This window comes from Pseudomonas sp. XS1P51 (assembly GCF_054897845.1).
The window spans coordinates 5,790,151-5,809,628 of record NZ_CM142707.1 but is presented as its reverse complement, the minus strand read 5'-3'; the positions used below and the strand labels follow the sequence as shown (position 1 = coordinate 5,809,628).

The following is a 19,478-nucleotide window of genomic DNA, read 5'->3' as shown; positions in this document are numbered from 1 at the left end:
TCGTTAGCGGGAGGCGAATTCTACAGCGTTACTCGCTGCTGTCAACACCTCTTTTTCACCGCTTTCGACCGAGAAGATCGAATCGTCAATAAGGCGAAAACACACGGCCTTACCAACTCCTTCCAGGCTTCGATGAACTGAAGCAAGCCACTGTCGAAAACTGCGTAACTCTTTGTTTACCAAGGAGTTTTCCGTTTAGACTGCGCCGGAAGTGGGGCGAATTATAGACTTCCAGAATCTGCCGTCAACACTTAATTTCAGCTTTATTCGGATTTAAGCGTAATACGGGCAAACGCCTTCTTCCCAGCCTGGCAAACGTGAGTCGCGCCCAGTACGTATATAAAGGTGCGATCGACAACCTCACCATCTATACGCACACCACCGGAACCCAGAAGATCGCGCGCCACAGCAGAGTTCTTCACCAGACCCGCCTTATTAAGGACAGCAGCGATCGGCATATCTTCGGCAGCGGTCAGCTCGATCTCCGGCAGATCATCCGGCAGCTCACCCCCCTTCATACGATTGCCCGCCGCACGGTGAGCATTGGCCGCAGCCTCTTCACCATGGAAACGCGCAACGATCTCTTCAGCCAGCTTGATCTTGATGTCGCGCGGATTGGCGCCCGCCTCGACGTCAGCCCGGAATGCATTGATCTCATCCATGGACCGGAAGCTGAGTAATTCGAAGTAGCGCCACATCAGCACATCCGGAATGGAAACCAACTTGCTGTACATGACGCCCGGCGCTTCTTGAATGCCGACGTAGTTGCCCAAGGACTTGGACATCTTCTTCACGCCATCCAGGCCCTCGAGCAACGGCATGGTCAGAATGCACTGAGGCTCCTGACCATAACCACGCTGCAGCTCACGCCCCATCAACAGGTTGAACTTCTGATCAGTGCCACCCAACTCGATATCCGCACGCAAGGCGACCGAGTCATAGCCCTGGACCAGCGGATAGAGGAACTCGTGAATGGCGATAGGCTGATTGGTCGTGTAGCGCTTGTCGAAATCATCGCGCTCAAGCATGCGAGCAACGGTGTACTGCGAAGTCAGGCGGATAAAGTCAGCCGGCCCCATCTGGTCCATCCAGGTGGAGTTGAATGCCACCTCGGTTTTGGCCGGATCAAGAATCTTGAAGACCTGAGTCTTGTAGGTCTCGGCGTTTTCAAGCACCTGCTCACGGGTAAGAGGAGGACGCGTCGCGCTCTTGCCACTCGGATCACCGATCATCCCGGTGAAGTCACCTATAAGGAAGATCACCTGATGGCCCAGATCCTGGAACTGACGCAGCTTATTAATAAGCACGGTGTGACCCAGGTGCAAATCCGGCGCGGTCGGATCGAAGCCTGCCTTAATACGTAGCGGCTGGCCACGCTTGAGCTTTTCGATCAGCTCGGACTCGACCAACAGTTCTTCCGCACCACGTTTGATCAGCGCTAGCTGCTCTTCAACCGACTTCATAACAGACCCGCAAGGCTCGAATTCAAAGGGAACCAACCATACAAGATCACGCGCCAAATACAAAGTTTGGCCGGCGCAATGACGCCAATCCGCTGGCAGAGTGACCGCGGACTTGCTTCAGAGATGATTTGGTTATATTTTATACAGTTATTTCATCTTCATCATGTCATTCATCTTTTCCAATTCATCTTTTTCAAAGTCAAAACTACCTATGACCAAAGAATCGTCTAAAGCGCCACCGCTTTACCCGAAGACCCACCTGCTCGCAGCAAGCGGCATCGCCGCCCTTCTGAGCCTGGCGCTTCTGGTATTCCCTTCCAGTGATGTTGAAGCCAAAAAGACGACCCTGAGTCTTGAACTGGAAAGCCCTGCTGAACAACTGACACAAGATCAAGACGCTGCTGACGCGGCTCAAGCCACAAATGAGCCGGCAACTTCCCCTTTTGCGCAGATCGACAACAGCGCCGAAGACACCCAGGAAACCGCCCAGGCCGCACCCGCGCCAGTCATCGAAGAAAAGAAGTCTCCAAATCACAGGGAAGTGATCGTCGCCAAAGGCGATACGCTCTCCACCCTGTTCGAGAAAGTCGGCCTTCCAGCCGCTTCGGTGCATGAAGTACTTGCGAGCGACAAGCAGGCCAAGCAGTTCAGCCAACTCAAACACGGCCAAAAACTCGAATTCGAACTGAGCCCCGACGGTCAGCTGACCAATCTGCACAGCAAAGTCAGCGACCTCGAAAGCATTACCCTGACCAAGAATGACAAGGGTTATGTGTTCAACCGTATTACCGCCAAACCTACCGTGCGCTCTGCCTACGTTCACGGCGTGATCAACAGCTCGCTGTCGCAGTCTGCCGCTCGCGCGGGCCTGTCCCACAGCCTGACCATGGACATGGCCAGCGTGTTTGGCTATGACGTCGACTTCGCCCAGGACATTCGCCAGGGTGACGAGTTCGATGTGATCTATGAGCAGAAAGTGGTCAACGGCAAAGCTGTCGGCAACGGACCGATCCTTTCCGCGCGTTTCACCAACCGCGGCAAGACCTACACCGCCGTGCGTTACACCAACAAACAAGGCAATAGCAGTTACTACACGGCTGACGGCAACAGCATGCGCAAGGCGTTCATCCGAACTCCGGTCGACTTCGCCCGCATCAGCTCGAAATTCTCCATGGGCCGCAAGCACCCGATCCTGAACAAGATCCGCGCCCACAAAGGTGTCGACTACGCAGCGCCACGCGGCACACCGATCAAGGCTGCCGGCGACGGCAAAGTATTGCTGGCCGGTCGCCGCGGCGGCTATGGCAATACCGTGATCATTCAGCACGGCAACACCTACCGCACGCTGTATGGCCACATGCAGGGTTTCGCCAAGGGCGTCCAGACTGGCAGCAACGTCAAACAAGGCCAGGTGATCGGCTACATCGGCACCACCGGACTTTCCACCGGGCCGCACTTGCATTACGAGTTCCAGGTCAATGGCGTGCACGTCGATCCACTGGGCCAGAAGGTAGCGATGGCCGATCCTATCTCCAAAGCTGAACGCGCACGCTTCCTGGCACAGAGCCAACCGCTGATGGCGCAAATGGATCAAGAGAAAGCCACCCTGCTGGCTTCGAGCAAGCGCTAAGCCATGACGCTCTATATAGGTGTGATGTCCGGGACCAGCCTCGATGGCCTGGACATTGCGCTGGTCGAACTGGCCCCGGCGATCAAGCTGATCGCCACGCACTACATCCCCATGCCTGTTTCCCTGCGCGCCGAGCTGCTTGGCTTGTGCGCCAGCGGCCCGGACGAAATTGCCCGCTCCGCCATTGCCCAGCAGAACTGGGTGAAACTGGCCGCACAAGGCATTCGGGCACTTCTTGACCAACAACACCTGAAGCCTGAAGACATTCGTGCGATCGGCAGCCACGGCCAGACCATTCGCCACGAGCCGGCACGCGGGTTTACGGTGCAGATCGGCAACCCCGCCCTGCTGACCGAGCTAACCGGCATCACGGTGGTCAGCGACTTCCGCAGTCGCGACGTTGCCGCTGGTGGGCAAGGCGCACCACTGGTTCCGGCCTTCCACGAAGCGTTGTTTGACGAACGCGCTGGCAATCGCGCGGTATTGAACGTTGGCGGCTTCAGCAACCTCAGCCTGATCGAGCCTGGCAAGCCTGTTGCCGGTTTCGACTGCGGTCCGGGGAATGTGCTGCTGGACGCGTGGATTCACCAACAACGGGGTGACAACTTTGATCGTGACGGCCAATGGGCCGCCAGCGGAAAGGTCGAACCCACACTGCTGAAAGCGCTGCTCAGCGATCCATTCTTCGTGACCAAGGGCCCGAAAAGCACCGGTCGCGAGGTGTTCAACCTGCCATGGCTGACACAGCATCTTTCGCAATTACCGACGTTCACCGCCGAGGATGTGCAGGCAACGCTGCTTGAGCTGAGCGCACTGACTATCATCGAGTCACTGCAAAGCGCGCAATCGGATACCCAGGAACTTCTGGTCTGCGGTGGTGGCGCGCATAACGCTACGCTAATGAATCGCCTGGCCAGCCTGCTGCCTAACGCAAAAGTCAGCAGCACTGCCGCTTACGGCGTAGACCCGGACTGGGTTGAAGCCATGGCCTTCGCCTGGCTGGCCCATTGCTGCCTGGAAGGCATCGCAGCCAATCGCCCAAGCGTCACCGGCGCCCGCGGTTTGCGAGTACTCGGCGCCATCTACCCCGCATGATCCCCTACTGAATCACGGACAGCAAAACGCCGCAGAGCCCTGAGGCCATGCGGCGCCTGGTCATGCTGACGTGCGATCAGATCGAGAACGAAGAGCCACAGCCACACGTGGTAGTGGCGTTCGGGTTCTTGATGACAAAACGCGAACCTTCCAGACCTTCCTGATAATCCACTTCGGCACCGGCCAGGTACTGGAAGCTCATCGGATCGACGACCAGACTCACACCTTCGCGCTCGACGATGGTGTCGTCATCGGCCACTTCTTCATCGAAGGTGAAGCCGTACTGAAAACCTGAACAACCGCCGCCCGTAACGAATACGCGCAGCTTCAAGCGATCATTCCCCTCTTCATCGACCAGACTCTTCACCTTGTGCGCGGCACCGTGGGTGAATTGCAAAGCCGTGGGGGTGAAGGATTCGACGCTCATGCTGACTATCTCCCGGCGTTACGCCGCCATAATGCGTGATGACGCGCATTATCCGCTTCTCCTAGAAAATCGGTCAACTATTGTTACGGTATATCAATAAACCCGATTGCCGGCGCGAAACGTAAAAAGGCCCGTTAAACGGGCCTTTTTGCTGAGCGAGATAAAAGCCGTTTACGGCAGCATGCCCGCGTGGGACAGACCCAGACGCTCATCCAGCCCGAACAGGATGTTCAGGTTCTGCACGGCCTGACCCGACGCCCCCTTGACCAGGTTGTCGATCACCGACAACACCACCACCAGATCACCGTCCTGTGGACGATGCACGGCGATACGGCAAACGTTGGCACCGCGTACGCTGCGGGTTTCCGGGTGGCTGCCCGCCGGCATCACATCGACGAACGGTTCGTTGGCATAACGCTTTTCAAACAATGCCTGCAGATCCACCGAGCGGTCCACGACAGTCGCATAGAGCGTCGAATGAATGCCGCGAATCATCGGCGTCAGGTGTGGAACGAAGGTCAGGCCGACGTCCTTGCCCGCTGCGCGACGCAGACCCTGGCGGATTTCCGGCAAGTGACGGTGCCCTTTGACGGCGTAAGCCTTCATGCTTTCCGACGTCTCGGAGTACAGCGAACCTACAGAAGCACCACGACCGGCACCGCTGACGCCGGATTTGCAGTCAGCGATCAGGCGGGTGGTATCGGCCAGACCGGCTTCGAGCAATGGCAGGAAGCCCAATTGCGTAGCGGTCGGGTAGCAACCCGGTACGGCGATCAGACGAGCCTGCTTGATCTGCTCGCGATTGACTTCCGGCAGGCCATATACCGCTTCTTCCAGCAACTGCGGCGCACCGTGCGGCTGACCGTACCATTTGGCCCACTCATCGGCATCTTGCAGACGGAAGTCCGCCGACAGGTCGATGACCTTGGTTCCGGCCGCCAGCAGTTCACCGGCCAAAGCATGGGCGACGCCGTGAGGCGTGGCGAAGAACACCACGTCGCAAGCGCCCAAGGTCTTGATGTCCGGAACGCTGAAGGCCAGGCCGTCGTAATGACCGCGCAGGTTCGGGTACATATCAGCCACGGCCAGACCGGCCTCGGATCGGGAAGTGATCACTACCACTTCAGCTTGCGGATGCTGTGCCAACAAACGCAGCAGTTCGACACCGGTGTAACCCGTGCCGCCGACGATACCGACCTTGACCATAAACCTGCCCTCAACGAACCCACTGGAAAGCCGTCGATAATAGGGGCCGCGCGGCGCTGCGACAACCGTCAAGGTGACGTGTGGACGCTCTACCCTCTACTATCTTCGCTACCGTGAACCTGGGAATAACTAAAAATGCTTTATCTGTGGCTCAAAGCGCTTCACATCGTCAGCATGGTCTGCTGGTTTGCCGGCCTGTTCTACCTGCCGCGCCTGTTCGTCTATCACGCCCAAAGCGAAGACACCGTCAGCAAAGAACGCTTCAGCGTCATGGAGCGCAAGCTGTACCGCGGCATCATGGGCCCGGCGATGATCGCTACCCTGATTTTCGGTATTGCGCTGATCGGCTTGAACCCCAGCATATTTAGCCAGGGTGCCTGGATTCACGCGAAGTTGACGCTGGTGGTGATCCTGATCGGCTATCACCACATGTGCGGCGCTCAGGTAAAACGTTTTGCCCGTGGCGAGAACACCCGCAGCCATGTCTTTTATCGCTGGTTCAATGAAGTGCCTGTTCTGATATTGCTGGCTATCGTAATTCTGGTCGTCGTTCGGCCGTTCTAACTTCAATCAGCACAACTCACCGGGGTACCTCCAATGTCGCTGCCCGCTTTGCTCGAACAACGTTTGCGTCTGCCCGTGGTGGCAGCGCCGATGTTCCTGATATCCAACCCGCAACTGGTGCTCGCCTGCTGCCGTAATGGCGTGGTGGGCAGCTTTCCCGCGCTGAATCAGCGCGAGAGCAGCGGCTTCAAGGCCTGGCTGGAAGAGATCGAAGCCGGCTTGGCGACACTGGAAAACCCTGCGCCTTATGCGGTGAACCTGATCGTCCACAACAGCAACCCGCGGCTGCAAGCGGATCTGGAGATCTGCATCGAGCACAAAGTGCCGATCGTGATCACCAGCCTCGGCGCCGTGAAGGAGCTGGTCGACGCGGTCCACAGCTATGGCGGCCTGGTGTTCCATGACGTGACGACCCGTCGTCATGCTGAAAAAGCCGCCGAGGCCGGCGTTGACGGTCTGATCGCCGTCGCTGCGGGCGCCGGTGGACATGCCGGCACCTGGAGCCCGTTCTCACTGATTGCCGAGATTCGCCAGTTCTTCGACAAGACGCTACTGCTGGCCGGCTGCCTGAACCACGGCCACGAGATTCTGGCCGCGCAATTGCTCGGTGCGGATCTGGCCTACTTCGGTACGCGATTTATCGGTACCACAGAAAGTCATGCGCCTGACGCCTACAAGGAGATGCTGCTGACTTCCAGAGCGGCAGACATCGTCCATACTCCAGCGGTGTCGGGTGTCCCGGCGAGTTTCATGCGGCAAAGCCTGGAAGCTGCCGGTTTCGACATGGCGGCGCTGCAAGGCAAGGGCGAGGTCAACTTCGGCTCGAAGCTCAAGCCGCTGAGCGATGAGGCCAAAGCCTGGAAAACCGTGTGGTCTGCTGGTCAGGGTGTCGGGGAGATCGATGATTTACCGAGCGTGGATCAACTGGTGGCGCGCCTCGACGCGGAGTACCGCAAGGCACTGGAACTGGCGGCCGAGCTGCCAAAGCGCTGGCCACGCTGAAGTGAAAACTTGGCCAGCCTCTCCCGGCTGGCCTTACACTCGACGCTTGTACACCTAACTCAAACACTCGCGACAAGGATGCCTCGCAATGAGCGATAACCGTTTCAAGATCGTATTCGACGGCGCTCTGCTGCCAGGTGTTGACGTCACCACCGCCAAACTCAACCTGGCTGCGCTGTACAAAAGCGAAGTCGCTGCCGTCGAACGGCTGTTCAGTGGTCAGACGGTTACCCTCAAGCGCGACCTGTCACAGACAGACGCTCAGACCTATCTTAAGGCACTGACGAAAACCGGCATTGATGCCCGAATCGAGACCGAACCCTCGATTGAGCTGAACCTGTCCGATGTTCACGATCACACGCCGTCCAGCGCACCACTAACGACAGATCCGGAATCACCCTATGCACCGCCGCGCGCCCCTGTCGGAGAGGCACTGCCGGCGTTCGCCCCACTCAAGGCGTTCAGTTTCGAAGGCCGTATCGGCCGCTTGCGTTATCTGGCCTGGACGATGGCCTTGACCCTGGTAACCCTCGGCGTTGGCGCCGTGCTCGGTGTTTTCGGCCTTGCCCTCATCAGTACGGACTCAAGCGCCGGCCTGATTCTCGGTGGGCTGGTGGCCTTTATTCTTATCGTGGCACTCGCGTTCGTCAGCATCCAGTTCAGCGTCCAGCGCCTGCACGATATCGGCTGGTCCGGCTGGCTTTGGCTGCTGACGCTCGTACCGTTCGTGGGCAGTTTCTTTCCGTTCGTGATGATGGTTGTGCCGGGTAACGACACCGCCAATCGTTACGGTGCACCACCACCGCCCAACACCACTGCCGTCAAAGTACTGTCTGCGCTGTGGCTGGTGTTTATCGCGATCCTGTTCATCGGCGGGCTGACCGGTGGCCTCACTGCAATCCAGAGTGAATACGAAGATGCCGCCCAGAGCAGTTATGAAAGTGACTCCGTCACCACCGAAGAGATCGAAGACCAGAGCGCTGCGGAAGCAGAACCAGCGCCGAATTCAGCTGACGATTCAGCCGAAGCAGCCCAGCCCCCTGTAGACTCTGCGAAAGAATGAACAGCGCTCCCCGCCCGTGACACCTGCGTCGCCGGCGCGGAGCTGTTGCGATGGAGAACTGCATGACCCGTTACGCTCTGATCACTGGCGCTTCCAGCGGCATCGGCCTGGCGATGGCCGAAGCGCTGGCACGGCGCGGCCGCAGCCTGATTCTGGTGGCCCGACAACGTGATCAGCTGGAAAGTATTGCGATTGAACTGACTCAACGGTTTGGAGTGGAAGTGTTGTTCCGCGCGTGTGACCTGGGCGAGCCATTGCGGCTGTCCGGGTTTCTGCTGGAACTGGAGGAAGGTGACCGGCAGATCGATCTGCTGGTCAATTGCGCCGGCATCGGCACCTGCGGTCCATTCCTGGCTCAGGACTGGATGACCGAGCAAGACTTGATCGAAGTGAACATTCTGGCCCTGACCCGCCTGTGTCACGCCATCGGAAACAGCATGGCCTTGCAGGGTGGCGGGCAGATTCTGAACGTCGCTTCGGTCGCGGCCTTTCACCCGGGCCCGTGGATGAGCACCTATTACGCCAGCAAGGCCTACGTGCTGCACTTCTCCGAAGGGTTGCGCGTCGAGCTGAAGAAATGCGCGGTCAAGGTATCGGTACTCTGCCCCGGTCCAACCCGGACGGCGTTTTTCCGCACCGCACATTTGAACGCTGACAAATTGATCGACAGCAAACAACTGATGAGCCCCGAGGAGGTCGCACTCTATACCGTGCGGGCCCTGGAGAAAAATCGCGCAATCATCATTCCGGGTCGAGCGAACCGCTGGCGCGCTTTCCTGCCGCGGCTGGGCTCACGCTGGCTGACCCGGACAATCGCCGGCATGGTCAACAAGGCCTACTGCCCGCGCTGATCAACCTTCAAGGCAAAAAGCTGGGCTCGGGGATAACCCATGAGTACACTCAGGCCAGCCCAAACAACGGAGAAAACAGCTGTGGATACTCTGTTCACCAAGATTATCAACCGGGAAATCCCGGCGAAGATCATTTACGAGGACGACCAGGTACTGGCCTTCCACGATATCGCCCCACAGGCACCGGTGCATTTTCTGGTGATCCCGAAGAAACCGGTACGCACCCTGAACGACCTCACCGAGGACGACAAGGCATTGGCCGGGCATATTCTGTTCACCGCCCAGCGTCTGGCCCTGGAACTGGGCTGTGAAGACGGTTTCCGTGTGGTCATGAACTGCAATCCACTGGGTGGACAGACCGTCTATCACATTCATATGCACGTATTGGGTCAGCGCCAGATGCATTGGCCGCCGGGTTGATTCGCCAACCCCCGAAAAGATCGCAGCCTGCGGCAGCGCCTACAGAGATCAGTGTAGGCGCTGCCGCAGGCTGCGATCTTTTTTGCTTTTGACCCAGCGCAAACCTTCGCCGGCCGATTGGGTTAAACTGGCCGCCGAGATTCTTCCCGGAGGTCAGCATGACTACCCAACGTCACTACTCGCCGATTGACCGTCTTCTGCTGCAAGCCGATGCCGCGATGCGTACCTTGCTGCCCTTCAGTGGTCAGCCGTACCGTCCGTCGCCCGCCATCGTGCAGCCGGATGCGAAAATGAGCGACGAAGACACCCGGCACGTTGCTGGCCTGATGCGCATCAACCATACCGGTGAAGTCTGCGCCCAGGCGCTGTATCAGGGTCAGGCCTTGACCGCCAAGCTGCCGCAAGTACGTGCCGCCATGGAACATGCCGCCGAAGAAGAAATCGACCATCTGGTCTGGTGCGAGCAACGCATAAAGCAGTTGGGCAGTCACACCAGCATTCTCAATCCGCTGTTCTACGGCATGTCGTTCGGAATTGGTGCAGTGGCCGGTTTGATCAGCGACAAAGTCAGCCTGGGTTTCGTTGCTGCGACGGAAGATCAGGTGTGCAAGCACTTGAACGAACACCTTGAACAACTGCCGGCCGAGGACGAAAAGTCCCGGGCAATTCTTGAGCAGATGCGCATTGATGAAGAGCAGCACGCCGAAAGCGCATTGGAGGCTGGCGGGTTCCGTTTTCCGGCACCGGTGAAATTCGGGATGAGTTTGATGGCCAAGGTGATGACCAAGAGTACTTATCGGATCTGACGATTACGTTGTCAGATCGGGTCTCTTCGCGAGCAGGCTCGCTCCCACAATGGCTCTGCGTCAGCCATAAAAAAGGCGACTACCGCAAAGTAGTCGTCTTTTTTGTACCCGAAAATCCTAGCCCGGCATGTTGCGCGCATAGAAGATTTCGAGCATTTCGTGTTTCACACGGTCAGTCACCTGAGCACGCTGCTCAGAAGACAGGTTGCTGGTGGCGTCCCCAAACAGGTAGTTATCCAGTTCGAAGCTCTTCAGCAGCATTTTGGTGTGGAACAGGTTTTCCTGGTACACGTTCACGTCGGTCATCTGGTACGCGTCTCGGGTGTCTGCGGACAGGTAGTTCTGGATCGAGTTGATCTCATGGTCGATGAAGTGCTTCTTGCCTTCGACGTCACGAGTGAAACCGCGCACACGATAATCCACGGTCACGATGTCCGAATCGAACTGGTGAATCAGGAAGTTGAGCGCCTTGAGCGGTGAAATGACGCCACAGGTCGACACGTCAATATCCACACGGAATGTCGCAATGCCGTCCACCGGATGGATTTCCGGGTAGGTGTGCACCGTGATGTGGCTCTTGTCGAGGTGGGCCAGGATGATCTCTGGCAGTGGGCCCGGAGACTCTTCGAGCTGGCTGTCGGTCGGGGTCACCGGCTCTTCAGAGATCAGAATCGTGACACTGGCGCCCTGCGGCTCATAGTCCTGGCTGGCGATGTTCAGGATGTTGGCGCCGATGATATCGACCACTTCTGTGAGGATCTGCGTCAGACGTTTCGCGTTGTACTCTTTATTGATGTACTCGACGTAAGCCTGCTGGTCTTGCAGAGTTTCCGCGTAGCAGATGTCATAGATGTTGAAGCTCAAGGTCTTTGTCAGGTTATTGAACCCGTGGAGCTTGAGTTTGTTTTTCACCGTTGAAGACTCTCTATGCATTGCGGCCCGGGCCGCGTGATCAAGCATGCCCGTCAAATGCGAACGACGCACCTGCGTAGGACGGTTAACACCTCTTCGCGATGGCGATTTTGATTATCTGTTCGAGTATGCGGCCTGTCGGCTGACGGGCCACTACCCTGAAAAAAGTGGCGCATGATGCAGACGTCCAGTTTGGGATCACCAGAGTCTGCACTGCCTTTATGATAGTTGAATGTCGATTCAACCGAGTTCGATGATCTCGTAGTCGTGGGTAATCGCAATACCGGCCGCGCCGAGCATGATCGACGCCGAGCAATACTTCTCGGCAGACAGCTCGATGGCGCGTTTGACCTGGGCTTCTTTGAGCCCCCGGCCCTTGACCACAAAGTGCATATGAATCTTGGTGAAGACCTTCGGATCCTCAGTCGCGCGCTCGGCTTCGAGGAAGGCTTCGCAGCTTTCGACGGCCTGACGGGACTTCTTGAGAATGCTGACCACGTCGAAATTGCTGCAACCGCCAACACCCAGCAGGAGCATTTCCATCGGCCGGACACCCAGGTTACGACCACCGGCATCAGGCGGACCGTCCATGACCACGACATGACCGCTACCGGATTCGCCGAGGAACATGGCTTCGCCAGCCCATTGGATGCGTGCCTTCATCGCCAAGACTCCACTGTATAAAAAAGGGTCGCCAGCTTAGCACAGGGCCCTTGATTGACAGCGTCCACCTTCCTAGGACGCAACCACCTGCTTCGTAGGTAAATTCTCGAATATTGCAGGAAGTGTCTGTTAAGCTGGCGCCAATTCGCTGGCGCATAGCCAGCCTCGTAGCAACCTCACTCGCTCATAAAAAAATCAAACACACCGTGCAGTCTTTTCGGGATACAACCATGGTTGCTATTGCCCCCACACCCAAAATCAAGAACCTCGACAAGCTGTTGATGCATTGCCAGCGCCGTCGTTATGCGGCCAAGAGCAACATCATTTGCGCCGGCGACCGCTCGGACACACTGTTCTTCATCATCAAAGGCTCGGTCACCATCCTCATCGAGGATGACGATGGCCGTGAAATGATCATCGCCTACCTGAACTCCGGGGACTTTTTCGGTGAATTGGGTCTGTTTGAACAAGCCGGCCAGGAACAGGAGCGCAGCGCCTGGGTGCGCGCCAAGATCGAATGCGAAGTCGCGGAAATCAGCTACGCGAAATTCCGCGAGCTGTCCCAGCAAGACCCAGACATTCTTTACGTGCTCAGCGGACAAATCGCACAGCGCCTGCGCAACACCACCCGCAAGGTCGGCGACCTGGCGTTTTTCGACGTGACCGGTCGTGTCGCCCGCTGCCTGCTGGAGCTGTGCAAGCAGCCCGACGCGATGACCCACCCCGACGGCATGCAGATCAAGGTGACCCGTCAGGAAATCGGGCGGATTGTCGGTTGTTCCCGCGAGATGGTCGGCCGCGTGCTCAAGGATCTGGAAGAACGCAACCTGGTGGACGTCAAGGGCAAGACCATGGTGGTCTTCGGCACGCGCTGAGGTCGAAGATTCAAGCCCCGAGCATCTGTGCCAACAACTGGCGATACAGTGCATCGAGTCGCCCGAGTGCATCGGGCGCGGCATACTTCTCATGCAAGGCGATGTGGCTTTCGGCGCGAACCCGCTGCTCCAGGCCACACGCCTCATTGAAGCGATTGACCGCCGCAACCATCGACTCGCGCTCGTTATCCAGCAACAAAGCACCGTGCACCAACCCTACCGGACGCGAACCGCCCTTGCTCTGGCGCCAGCGCTGAGCGGTGCCGACCATCTTACGACCGTCGAGGTTGACGTTGAAACGGCCGTCGCAGAACGCGCCATCGATCTCGCCCAGGGATGAAACGCCTCCCAGCTCATCAAGCAGCTGACAAATCGGGTCACAGAGTCGCCGATAAGCGGTTTCGATCCGGTTCTGATCACCTTCGCTGCGCGGTGGTGCGTAGACCAGCGCGATGTTGATCGTTGCCGACGATTGCGGCACCGGCTCACCGCCGGTTTCACGCAACAGCACCGGCCAACCGGCCGCAGCCGATACCTCGCACGCCGCCTCGAAGCCGGGTAGACGATTCAATCGCCGCGGCATGACCAGCGCTCGATCACTGGGTTGCCAGAACAACAGGCCAAACTCCGAATCGCCGGTGCAGACATGGGCCAACAGGTCCTGTTCGGCGAGCAGGCCTGCTTCGACGGGCAGAGAGGTCGGGGTCATAAGGAAATCCGTAAGACGATCAGTCTGTGATGAATCTTATGCCGCCTTCGCGAGCAGGCTCGCTCCCACATTTGATCCAGGCTGCCGCACATATTGTGATCAGCTCTGGGTCCTGTGGGAGCGAGCCTGCTCGCGAAGCTGTTTCAGTCGAGCGTGGAACCGCTCACCGCGATCCCACGCTCTGGGAAGAACAGACGCTGCAACTCGGTGCCCGGGCTTTCGGCGCGCATGAACGCCTCGCCGACCAGGAACGCGTACACATCGCTGATTTCCATCAGTTCAACGTCGGCCCGATTAAGGATGCCACTTTCGGTAATCACCAAACGATCACGCGGGATACGCGGCAACAGATCGAGGGTGGTTTCCAGATTGACGTCAAAGGTGTGCAGGTTGCGGTTGTTGACGCCCACCAGCGGAGTGTCGAGGGTTTTCAGGGCCCGCTCCAGCTCGTCGCCATCGTGGACTTCCACCAGCACATCGAGGCCGACGCTTTTGGCCACGGCAGCCAGTTCAGCCATTTTCACGTCGTCCAGGGCGGAAACGATCAACAGCACGCAGTCAGCGCCCAGGGCTCGGGCTTCAACGATCTGGTACGGATCGATCATGAAATCCTTGCGGATCACCGGCAGTTTGCACGCCGCCCGCGCCTGTTGCAGATATGCATCGGCGCCCTGGAAGTAATCGATATCGGTAAGCACCGACAGGCAGGTCGCGCCGCCCTTCTCGTAGCTTTTAGCGATGTCGGCGGGAACGAAGTTCTCGCGAATCACGCCTTTGCTCGGTGAAGCCTTCTTGATTTCAGCAATGACCGCCGGCTGCTTGAGCTTGGCCTGAGCAATCAGTGCCTGGGCAAATCCACGGGGTGCATCGGCCGCCTTGGCCAGACTTTCCAGCTCGGCAAGGCTTACACGAGCACTGCGTTCGGCAACCTCTTCGACTTTGCGCGCCAGAATATTTTCCAGAACCGTCGGTACACTCATCCCTCATTCTCCACTTTGAATACCGCGGTAAATGCACCCAACTCCTCAAGTTTTTCCCGAGCGAGGCCTGTGTGCAGCGCGTCATGCGCCAGGGCAACGCCTTCTTTCAAACTGCTGGCATGATCGGCGGCATACAGCGCGGCACCGGCATTGAGCATGATCATCTCGGCGGCTTTTTGACCGCTCTCGGTCTTGCGCTTGCCCAGGGCATCGCGAATCAGCTCGAGGGACGCCGCCGGGCTTTCCACGGCCAAGCCATGCAGACTCTGGCTTTTCATGCCCAGGTCTTCGGGCTCGACCCAATACTCGGTGATCTGGTCATTCTTCAATTCCGCCACAAAGGTCGGTGCTGCCAGACTGAATTCGTCCAGGCCGTCCTTCGAGTGCACCACCAGCACATGCTTGCTGCCCAAACGTTGCAAGACTTCGGCCAACGGCCGGCACAACGCCTGGCTGAACACGCCCACCACCTGATGCTTCACGCCGGCCGGATTCGTAAGCGGGCCAAGCATGTTGAACAAGGTGCGCAAGCCCAACTCCCGGCGCGGGCCGGCAGCGTGCTTCATGGCACTGTGATGAGTCTGGGCAAACATGAAACCGATGCCGACGTTGTCGATGCAGCGCGCCACCTGGACCGGGGTCAGGTTCAGGTAGATACCCGCCGCCTCCAGCAGGTCGGCGCTGCCGCTTTTACCCGACACCGCACGGTTACCGTGCTTGGCCACGGTGCAGCCGGCCGCTGCAACCACGAAGGAGGAAGCGGTCGACACGTTGAAAATGTTCGCACCGTCACCGCCGGTGCCCACCACATCGACCACGCCGTCGAGGGTCTTGAGTTCGACCTTGTCCGCCAACTCGCGCATGACCGACACGGCGCCGACGATCTCGTCGATGCTTTCGCTCTTCATGCGCATCGCCATCATGAACGCACCGATCTGCGCGTCGGTGCATTGCCCGGTCATGATTTCGCGCATGACATCGCGCATCTCATCGGTGCTGAGGTCGAGCTGGTCGACGATACGGCTCAGGGCTGTCTTGATATTCATGGAAAGTCCTTAGCGCGTGCCGCCGGTTTGTTTGAGGAAGTTGGCGAGCAGCTCGTGACCCTGTTCAGTCAGGATAGACTCAGGGTGGAATTGCACACCTTCGATGTTCAGGGTCTTGTGGCGCAGGCCCATGATTTCGTCGACCGAGCCGTCCTCGAACTGGGTCCAGGCGGTCAGCTCCAGGCAGTCGGGCAGGGTTTCGCGCTTGACGACCAGCGAGTGATAACGGGTAACCGTCAGCGGATGCTTCAGGCCTTCGAATACGCCTTTGTCCTCGTGGTACACCGCACTGGTCTTGCCGTGCATGACCTGACGGGCGCGGACCACATCACCACCAAAGGCCTGGCCGATGGACTGATGGCCCAGGCACACGCCCAGAATCGGCAATTTTCCGCCAAAATGCTTGATCACATCAATCGAGACGCCCGCTTCATTCGGCGTGCAAGGGCCGGGCGAAACGACGATCCGCTCCGGGTTGAGGGCTTCGATTTCAGCGATGGTCAGTTCATCGTTGCGCACGACTTTGACCTGGGAGCCGAGCTCACCAAGGTATTGCACAACGTTGTAGGTAAAAGAGTCGTAGTTATCGATCATCAGCAACATGGCGTAAGAACCTCTTGAATTCACTGACTACTAATACAGCCTTCGAATGAATGGCCCGCAGCGTCCAGCGCTTTGTCAGTCAAAGCGACATGGCATACGGGCAACGCTCATCGGTCAGCTTTGCGGAGTTTGTTCAGCCAGGGCGACCGCACGGAACATCGCGCGACGCTTGTTCAGGGTTTCTTCCCATTCCAGCGCCGGCACCGAGTCGGCAACGATGCCGCCACCGGCCTGCACATGCAGTTCGCCGTTCTTGATCACTGCGGTGCGGATTGCAATCGCGGTGTCCATGTTGCCGTTCCAGGCAAAGTAACCGACCGCACCGCCGTAGACGCCACGCTTGACCGGTTCCAGTTCGTCGATGATTTCCATCGCGCGGATCTTCGGCGCGCCGGACAAGGTGCCCGCCGGCAGGATCGCCCGCAGTGCGTCCATCGCCGTCAGCCCGGCCTTCAATTGCCCGGTGACGTTGGAGACGATGTGCATGACGTTGGAGTAGCGCTCGATGACCATCTTCTCGGTGAGCTTCACCGAACCGATTTCCGATACGCGACCGGTGTCGTTACGACCCAGGTCGATCAGCATCAAGTGCTCGGCGATTTCCTTGTCGTCGGACAGCAGGTCTTTTTCCAGCGCCAGATCAGCCTCTTCGTTGGCGCCCCGCGGACGGGTACCGGCGATCGGGCGCACGGTGATCAGGTTGTCTTCGACCCGCACCAGCACTTCCGGCGAACTGCCAACGACATGGAAATCGCCGAAGTTGAAGAAGTACATATAAGGCGTCGGGTTGAAACAACGCAGCGCCCGGTACAGATCGATCGGTGCAGCCTTGAAGTCGATCGACATGCGCTGGGACGGCACGACCTGCATGCAGTCACCGGCCAGGATGTATTCCTTGATGGTGTCGACGGCTTTTTCGTAATCGTCCTGGGTGAAACTCGAGCGGAACACCGGATCGGCGGACTGCTGCTTACTGAAATCCAGGCCCCGGCGCGGGGTGATCGGTTGACGGAGTTTTTCCAGCAATTCTTCCAGGCGTGCCTGACCTTGTTCGAAAGCATTTTCCTGCGACGGGTCGGCCAGGACAATCGCGTGCATCTTGCCGGCGAGGTTGTCGAACACCACCACCGCGTCGGAGACCATCAGCAGAATGTCCGGCACACCCAGCGGATCCGGGTTCGGGCATTTGCCCAGACGCTTCTCCACATAGCGTACGCAGTCATAACCGAAGTAACCCACCAGTCCGCCGTTGAATCGCGGCAGGCCGGGGATGGTCGGTACGTTGTAACGGGCTTTGAAGGCTTCGACGAACGCCAGCGGATCTTCAGCCTCATGGCTTTCGATCTCGACGCCGTCATGGGTCACGCTGACGTGATGGTCATGAACCCGCAACACGGTGCGGCACGGCAGGCCGATGATCGAGTAACGACCCCACTTCTCCCCGCCCTGCACCGATTCGAGCAGGTAGGAGTTGGGTTCGTCAGCCAGTTTCAGGTAGATCGACAGCGGCGTGTCGAAGTCGGCCAGGGTTTCGCAGGCAAGCGGGATGCGGTTGTAGCCGGCAGCGGCCAAACGCAGGAATTCTTCGCGGATCATGTGGTGCCTCGTGGCTTGAGGGTCTAACAGTCAGGTATGCAAACGCGCCGGTACGCCGGCCAGGAACAAGTCAGGCGCGCCAACGCCAGCGGGCCAGGGCCTTGATGACTTTCATCCAGAGTTTGCGAGTGACCACCACGATGGAGTTTCCAGGAGGGGATTGAACAGCGTCGGCCAACGTTATCTCAGCGGCCGGATCCAGGCAACCGGGAATTAGCTTGCGCAGATCGTCGATCACCAGCGCCGGCGACTCTTCGGCAATCGGCCGGCCGTGGTTATAGCCATAACTGAGGGCCACGCATTTGACCCCCGCCGCTTTCGCCGCCAGCACATCGCTGCGCGAATCGCCGACGAACAAGGATTGCGACGCCGGGATGTTGGTCATTTTCATCACGAAAAACAACGCAGCCGGGTCCGGTTTCTTCTGTGGCAGGGTATCGCCGCCGATGATCAGGCGGAAATAACGCCCGATCTTCATCTGATCGAGCAACGGAGCGACGAAGCGCTCCGGCTTGTTAGTGATCAGCGCCATCTCGACACCCTGCTTGTGCAGCCATTTCAGGGTGTCGCGCACGCCAGGGTAAACCACCGTCAGGTCATGGCTTTGCGCGTAGGCGTCCATGAAAATTTCCAGCGCGCCTTCGGCTTCACCGTCATCGACCATCGAATGGTCGATACCACCGGCGAGCGCGCGACGAACCAGCACCGGCGCGCCGTTGCCGACCCACTCCCGTACCGATTCGATGCCGGCCGGTTCGCGGCCCAGCTTGAGCAGCATGTTATCCACAGCCGCCGCGAGGTCGGGGACCGAATCGATCAGCGTGCCATCCAGATCGAACATCACCAGCCGTGGCAGAGACCCCGGGAACAGCTGCTCAAAGCCACTCATGGGCGGGCCAGCGCCAGTTCGGAACGCATCTTTTCAATCACATCGTGGTAGTTCGGTGCATTGAAGATCGCCGAGCCGGCGACGAAGGTGTCGGCGCCAGCGGCGGCGATTTCACGAATGTTGTTCACGTTCACGCCGCCGTCGATTTCCAGGCGGATGTCACGGCCGGAGGCATCGATCAGCGCGCGTGCTTCACGCAGCTTGTCGAGGGTGCCGGGGATGAACTTCTGCCCGCCGAAGCCCGGGTTGACGCTCATCAGCAGGATCATGTCGACCTTGTCCATCACGTACTTGAGCACGTCCAACGGGGTCGCCGGGTTGAACACCAGGCCGGACTTGCAGCCACCTTCGCGGATCAGTTGCAGGGAACGGTCGACGTGCTGCGTGGCTTCCGGGTGGAAGGTGATGTAGGTCGCACCGGCTTCGATGAAGTCACCGACGATGCGGTCCACCGGGCTGACCATCAGGTGCGCGTCGATCGGCGCGGTCACGCCGTACTTGCGCAGCGCGGCGCAAACCATCGGGCCGATGGTCAGGTTCGGCACGTAGTGGTTGTCCATGACATCGAAGTGCACGAAGTCGGCGCCGGCGGCCAGGACGTTGTCCACTTCTTCACCCAGGCGGGCGAAGTCGGCGGAGAGAATCGACGGAGCAATTACGAAGGGCTGCATGACGCAC

At 58.7% G+C, this 19,478-nt stretch carries 21 protein-coding genes; 9 read left to right on the top strand and 12 right to left on the bottom strand.

Going from position 1 to position 19,478, the window contains the following annotated elements:
* Nucleotides 1-263: 263 nt before the first annotated feature.
* Nucleotides 264-1,463, bottom strand: coding sequence for a tyrosine--tRNA ligase (gene tyrS, locus ACYZUD_RS26895; protein ID WP_462020920.1), 1,200 nt, complete (start codon nucleotides 1,461-1,463; stop codon nucleotides 264-266).
* A 211-nt stretch (nucleotides 1,464-1,674) separates the two neighbouring features.
* Here tyrS and ACYZUD_RS26890 point away from each other — a divergent pair, with 211 nt between their 5' ends.
* Together ACYZUD_RS26890 and ACYZUD_RS26885 are read left to right on the top strand one after the other, a co-directional pair.
* Nucleotides 1,675-3,093, top strand: a complete 1,419-nt coding sequence (locus ACYZUD_RS26890) for a peptidoglycan DD-metalloendopeptidase family protein (protein ID WP_462020919.1) — start codon at nucleotides 1,675-1,677, stop codon at nucleotides 3,091-3,093.
* A gap of 3 nt (nucleotides 3,094-3,096) precedes the next feature.
* Nucleotides 3,097-4,188 (top strand): anhydro-N-acetylmuramic acid kinase, encoded by a 1,092-nt coding sequence (locus tag ACYZUD_RS26885; protein ID WP_462020918.1) that lies wholly within the window; start codon nucleotides 3,097-3,099, stop codon nucleotides 4,186-4,188.
* A 76-nt stretch (nucleotides 4,189-4,264) separates the two neighbouring features.
* Here the strand turns inward: ACYZUD_RS26885 and erpA are convergent, their stop codons facing one another.
* Both erpA and argC read right to left on the bottom strand, forming a co-directional pair.
* Nucleotides 4,265-4,615 (bottom strand): iron-sulfur cluster insertion protein ErpA, encoded by a 351-nt coding sequence (erpA, locus tag ACYZUD_RS26880; RefSeq protein ID WP_007906865.1) that lies wholly within the window; start codon nucleotides 4,613-4,615, stop codon nucleotides 4,265-4,267.
* A gap of 171 nt (nucleotides 4,616-4,786) precedes the next feature.
* Nucleotides 4,787-5,821 carry an N-acetyl-gamma-glutamyl-phosphate reductase gene (argC, locus tag ACYZUD_RS26875; RefSeq protein ID WP_017341086.1) on the bottom strand — a complete coding sequence of 345 codons (1,035 nt, stop codon included), beginning with the start codon at nucleotides 5,819-5,821 and terminating at the stop codon, nucleotides 4,787-4,789.
* 135 nt (nucleotides 5,822-5,956) lie between these two features.
* Between argC and hemJ the strand changes: the two genes are divergently transcribed.
* The 6 genes from hemJ (at nucleotide 5,957) to coq7 (ending at nucleotide 10,527) form a co-directional block, all read left to right on the top strand.
* On the top strand, nucleotides 5,957-6,385 hold the full coding sequence (gene hemJ, locus ACYZUD_RS26870) for a protoporphyrinogen oxidase HemJ (protein WP_462020917.1): 429 nt from the start codon (nucleotides 5,957-5,959) through the stop codon (nucleotides 6,383-6,385).
* A 33-nt stretch (nucleotides 6,386-6,418) separates the two neighbouring features.
* Nucleotides 6,419-7,387, top strand: a complete 969-nt coding sequence (locus tag ACYZUD_RS26865) for an NAD(P)H-dependent flavin oxidoreductase (protein WP_462020916.1) — start codon at nucleotides 6,419-6,421, stop codon at nucleotides 7,385-7,387.
* Nucleotides 7,388-7,475: 88 nt separating this feature from the next.
* Nucleotides 7,476-8,450: a DUF805 domain-containing protein gene (locus ACYZUD_RS26860; protein ID WP_462020915.1), complete on the top strand. Its 975-nt coding sequence runs from the start codon at nucleotides 7,476-7,478 to the stop codon at nucleotides 8,448-8,450.
* 62 nt (nucleotides 8,451-8,512) lie between these two features.
* On the top strand, nucleotides 8,513-9,301 hold the full coding sequence (locus tag ACYZUD_RS26855) for an SDR family NAD(P)-dependent oxidoreductase (protein WP_462020914.1): 789 nt from the start codon (nucleotides 8,513-8,515) through the stop codon (nucleotides 9,299-9,301).
* Between the two features lie 81 nt (nucleotides 9,302-9,382).
* A complete protein-coding gene (locus ACYZUD_RS26850; protein ID WP_462020913.1) occupies nucleotides 9,383-9,721 on the top strand; it encodes a histidine triad nucleotide-binding protein in 339 nt (112 codons plus the stop codon).
* 158 nt (nucleotides 9,722-9,879) lie between these two features.
* A complete protein-coding gene (coq7, locus tag ACYZUD_RS26845; RefSeq protein WP_462020912.1) occupies nucleotides 9,880-10,527 on the top strand; it encodes a 2-polyprenyl-3-methyl-6-methoxy-1,4-benzoquinone monooxygenase in 648 nt (215 codons plus the stop codon).
* Between the two features lie 117 nt (nucleotides 10,528-10,644).
* Here the strand turns inward: coq7 and speD are convergent, their stop codons facing one another.
* Together speD and ACYZUD_RS26835 are read right to left on the bottom strand one after the other, a co-directional pair.
* The gene (speD, locus tag ACYZUD_RS26840) at nucleotides 10,645-11,439 is read right to left on the bottom strand and encodes an adenosylmethionine decarboxylase (protein WP_462020911.1); all 795 of its coding nucleotides are present in this window, start codon (nucleotides 11,437-11,439) and stop codon (nucleotides 10,645-10,647) included.
* A 240-nt stretch (nucleotides 11,440-11,679) separates the two neighbouring features.
* Nucleotides 11,680-12,102, bottom strand: coding sequence for an OsmC family protein (locus ACYZUD_RS26835; RefSeq protein ID WP_462020910.1), 423 nt, complete (start codon nucleotides 12,100-12,102; stop codon nucleotides 11,680-11,682).
* A gap of 230 nt (nucleotides 12,103-12,332) precedes the next feature.
* On the opposite strand from ACYZUD_RS26835, the gene crp reads away from it, so the two are divergent.
* Nucleotides 12,333-12,977, top strand: a complete 645-nt coding sequence (gene crp / locus ACYZUD_RS26830; RefSeq protein WP_462020909.1) for a cAMP-activated global transcriptional regulator CRP — start codon at nucleotides 12,333-12,335, stop codon at nucleotides 12,975-12,977.
* 10 nt (nucleotides 12,978-12,987) lie between these two features.
* On the opposite strand, the gene ACYZUD_RS26825 is transcribed toward crp, so the two are convergent.
* The 7 genes from ACYZUD_RS26825 to rpe all read right to left on the bottom strand — a co-directional run bounded on the left by ACYZUD_RS26825 (nucleotide 12,988) and on the right by rpe (nucleotide 19,471).
* Nucleotides 12,988-13,686, bottom strand: a complete 699-nt coding sequence (locus tag ACYZUD_RS26825) for a lipoate--protein ligase family protein (RefSeq protein WP_462020908.1) — start codon at nucleotides 13,684-13,686, stop codon at nucleotides 12,988-12,990.
* A gap of 143 nt (nucleotides 13,687-13,829) precedes the next feature.
* On the bottom strand, nucleotides 13,830-14,666 hold the full coding sequence (gene trpC / locus ACYZUD_RS26820) for an indole-3-glycerol phosphate synthase TrpC (protein WP_462020907.1): 837 nt from the start codon (nucleotides 14,664-14,666) through the stop codon (nucleotides 13,830-13,832).
* The gene (gene trpD / locus ACYZUD_RS26815) at nucleotides 14,663-15,712 is read right to left on the bottom strand and encodes an anthranilate phosphoribosyltransferase (RefSeq protein ID WP_462020906.1); all 1,050 of its coding nucleotides are present in this window, start codon (nucleotides 15,710-15,712) and stop codon (nucleotides 14,663-14,665) included. The genes trpC and trpD overlap by 4 nt, the downstream gene beginning before the upstream one ends.
* 9 nt (nucleotides 15,713-15,721) lie before the next feature.
* A complete protein-coding gene (locus tag ACYZUD_RS26810) occupies nucleotides 15,722-16,315 on the bottom strand; it encodes an aminodeoxychorismate/anthranilate synthase component II (RefSeq protein ID WP_462020905.1) in 594 nt (197 codons plus the stop codon).
* A 114-nt stretch (nucleotides 16,316-16,429) separates the two neighbouring features.
* On the bottom strand, nucleotides 16,430-17,911 hold the full coding sequence (trpE, locus tag ACYZUD_RS26805; protein WP_462020904.1) for an anthranilate synthase component I: 1,482 nt from the start codon (nucleotides 17,909-17,911) through the stop codon (nucleotides 16,430-16,432).
* 70 nt (nucleotides 17,912-17,981) lie between these two features.
* On the bottom strand, nucleotides 17,982-18,800 hold the full coding sequence (locus tag ACYZUD_RS26800; RefSeq protein ID WP_462020903.1) for a phosphoglycolate phosphatase: 819 nt from the start codon (nucleotides 18,798-18,800) through the stop codon (nucleotides 17,982-17,984).
* A complete protein-coding gene (gene rpe, locus ACYZUD_RS26795; protein WP_462020902.1) occupies nucleotides 18,797-19,471 on the bottom strand; it encodes a ribulose-phosphate 3-epimerase in 675 nt (224 codons plus the stop codon). The genes ACYZUD_RS26800 and rpe overlap by 4 nt, the downstream gene beginning before the upstream one ends.
* Nucleotides 19,472-19,478 lie beyond the last annotated feature (7 nt).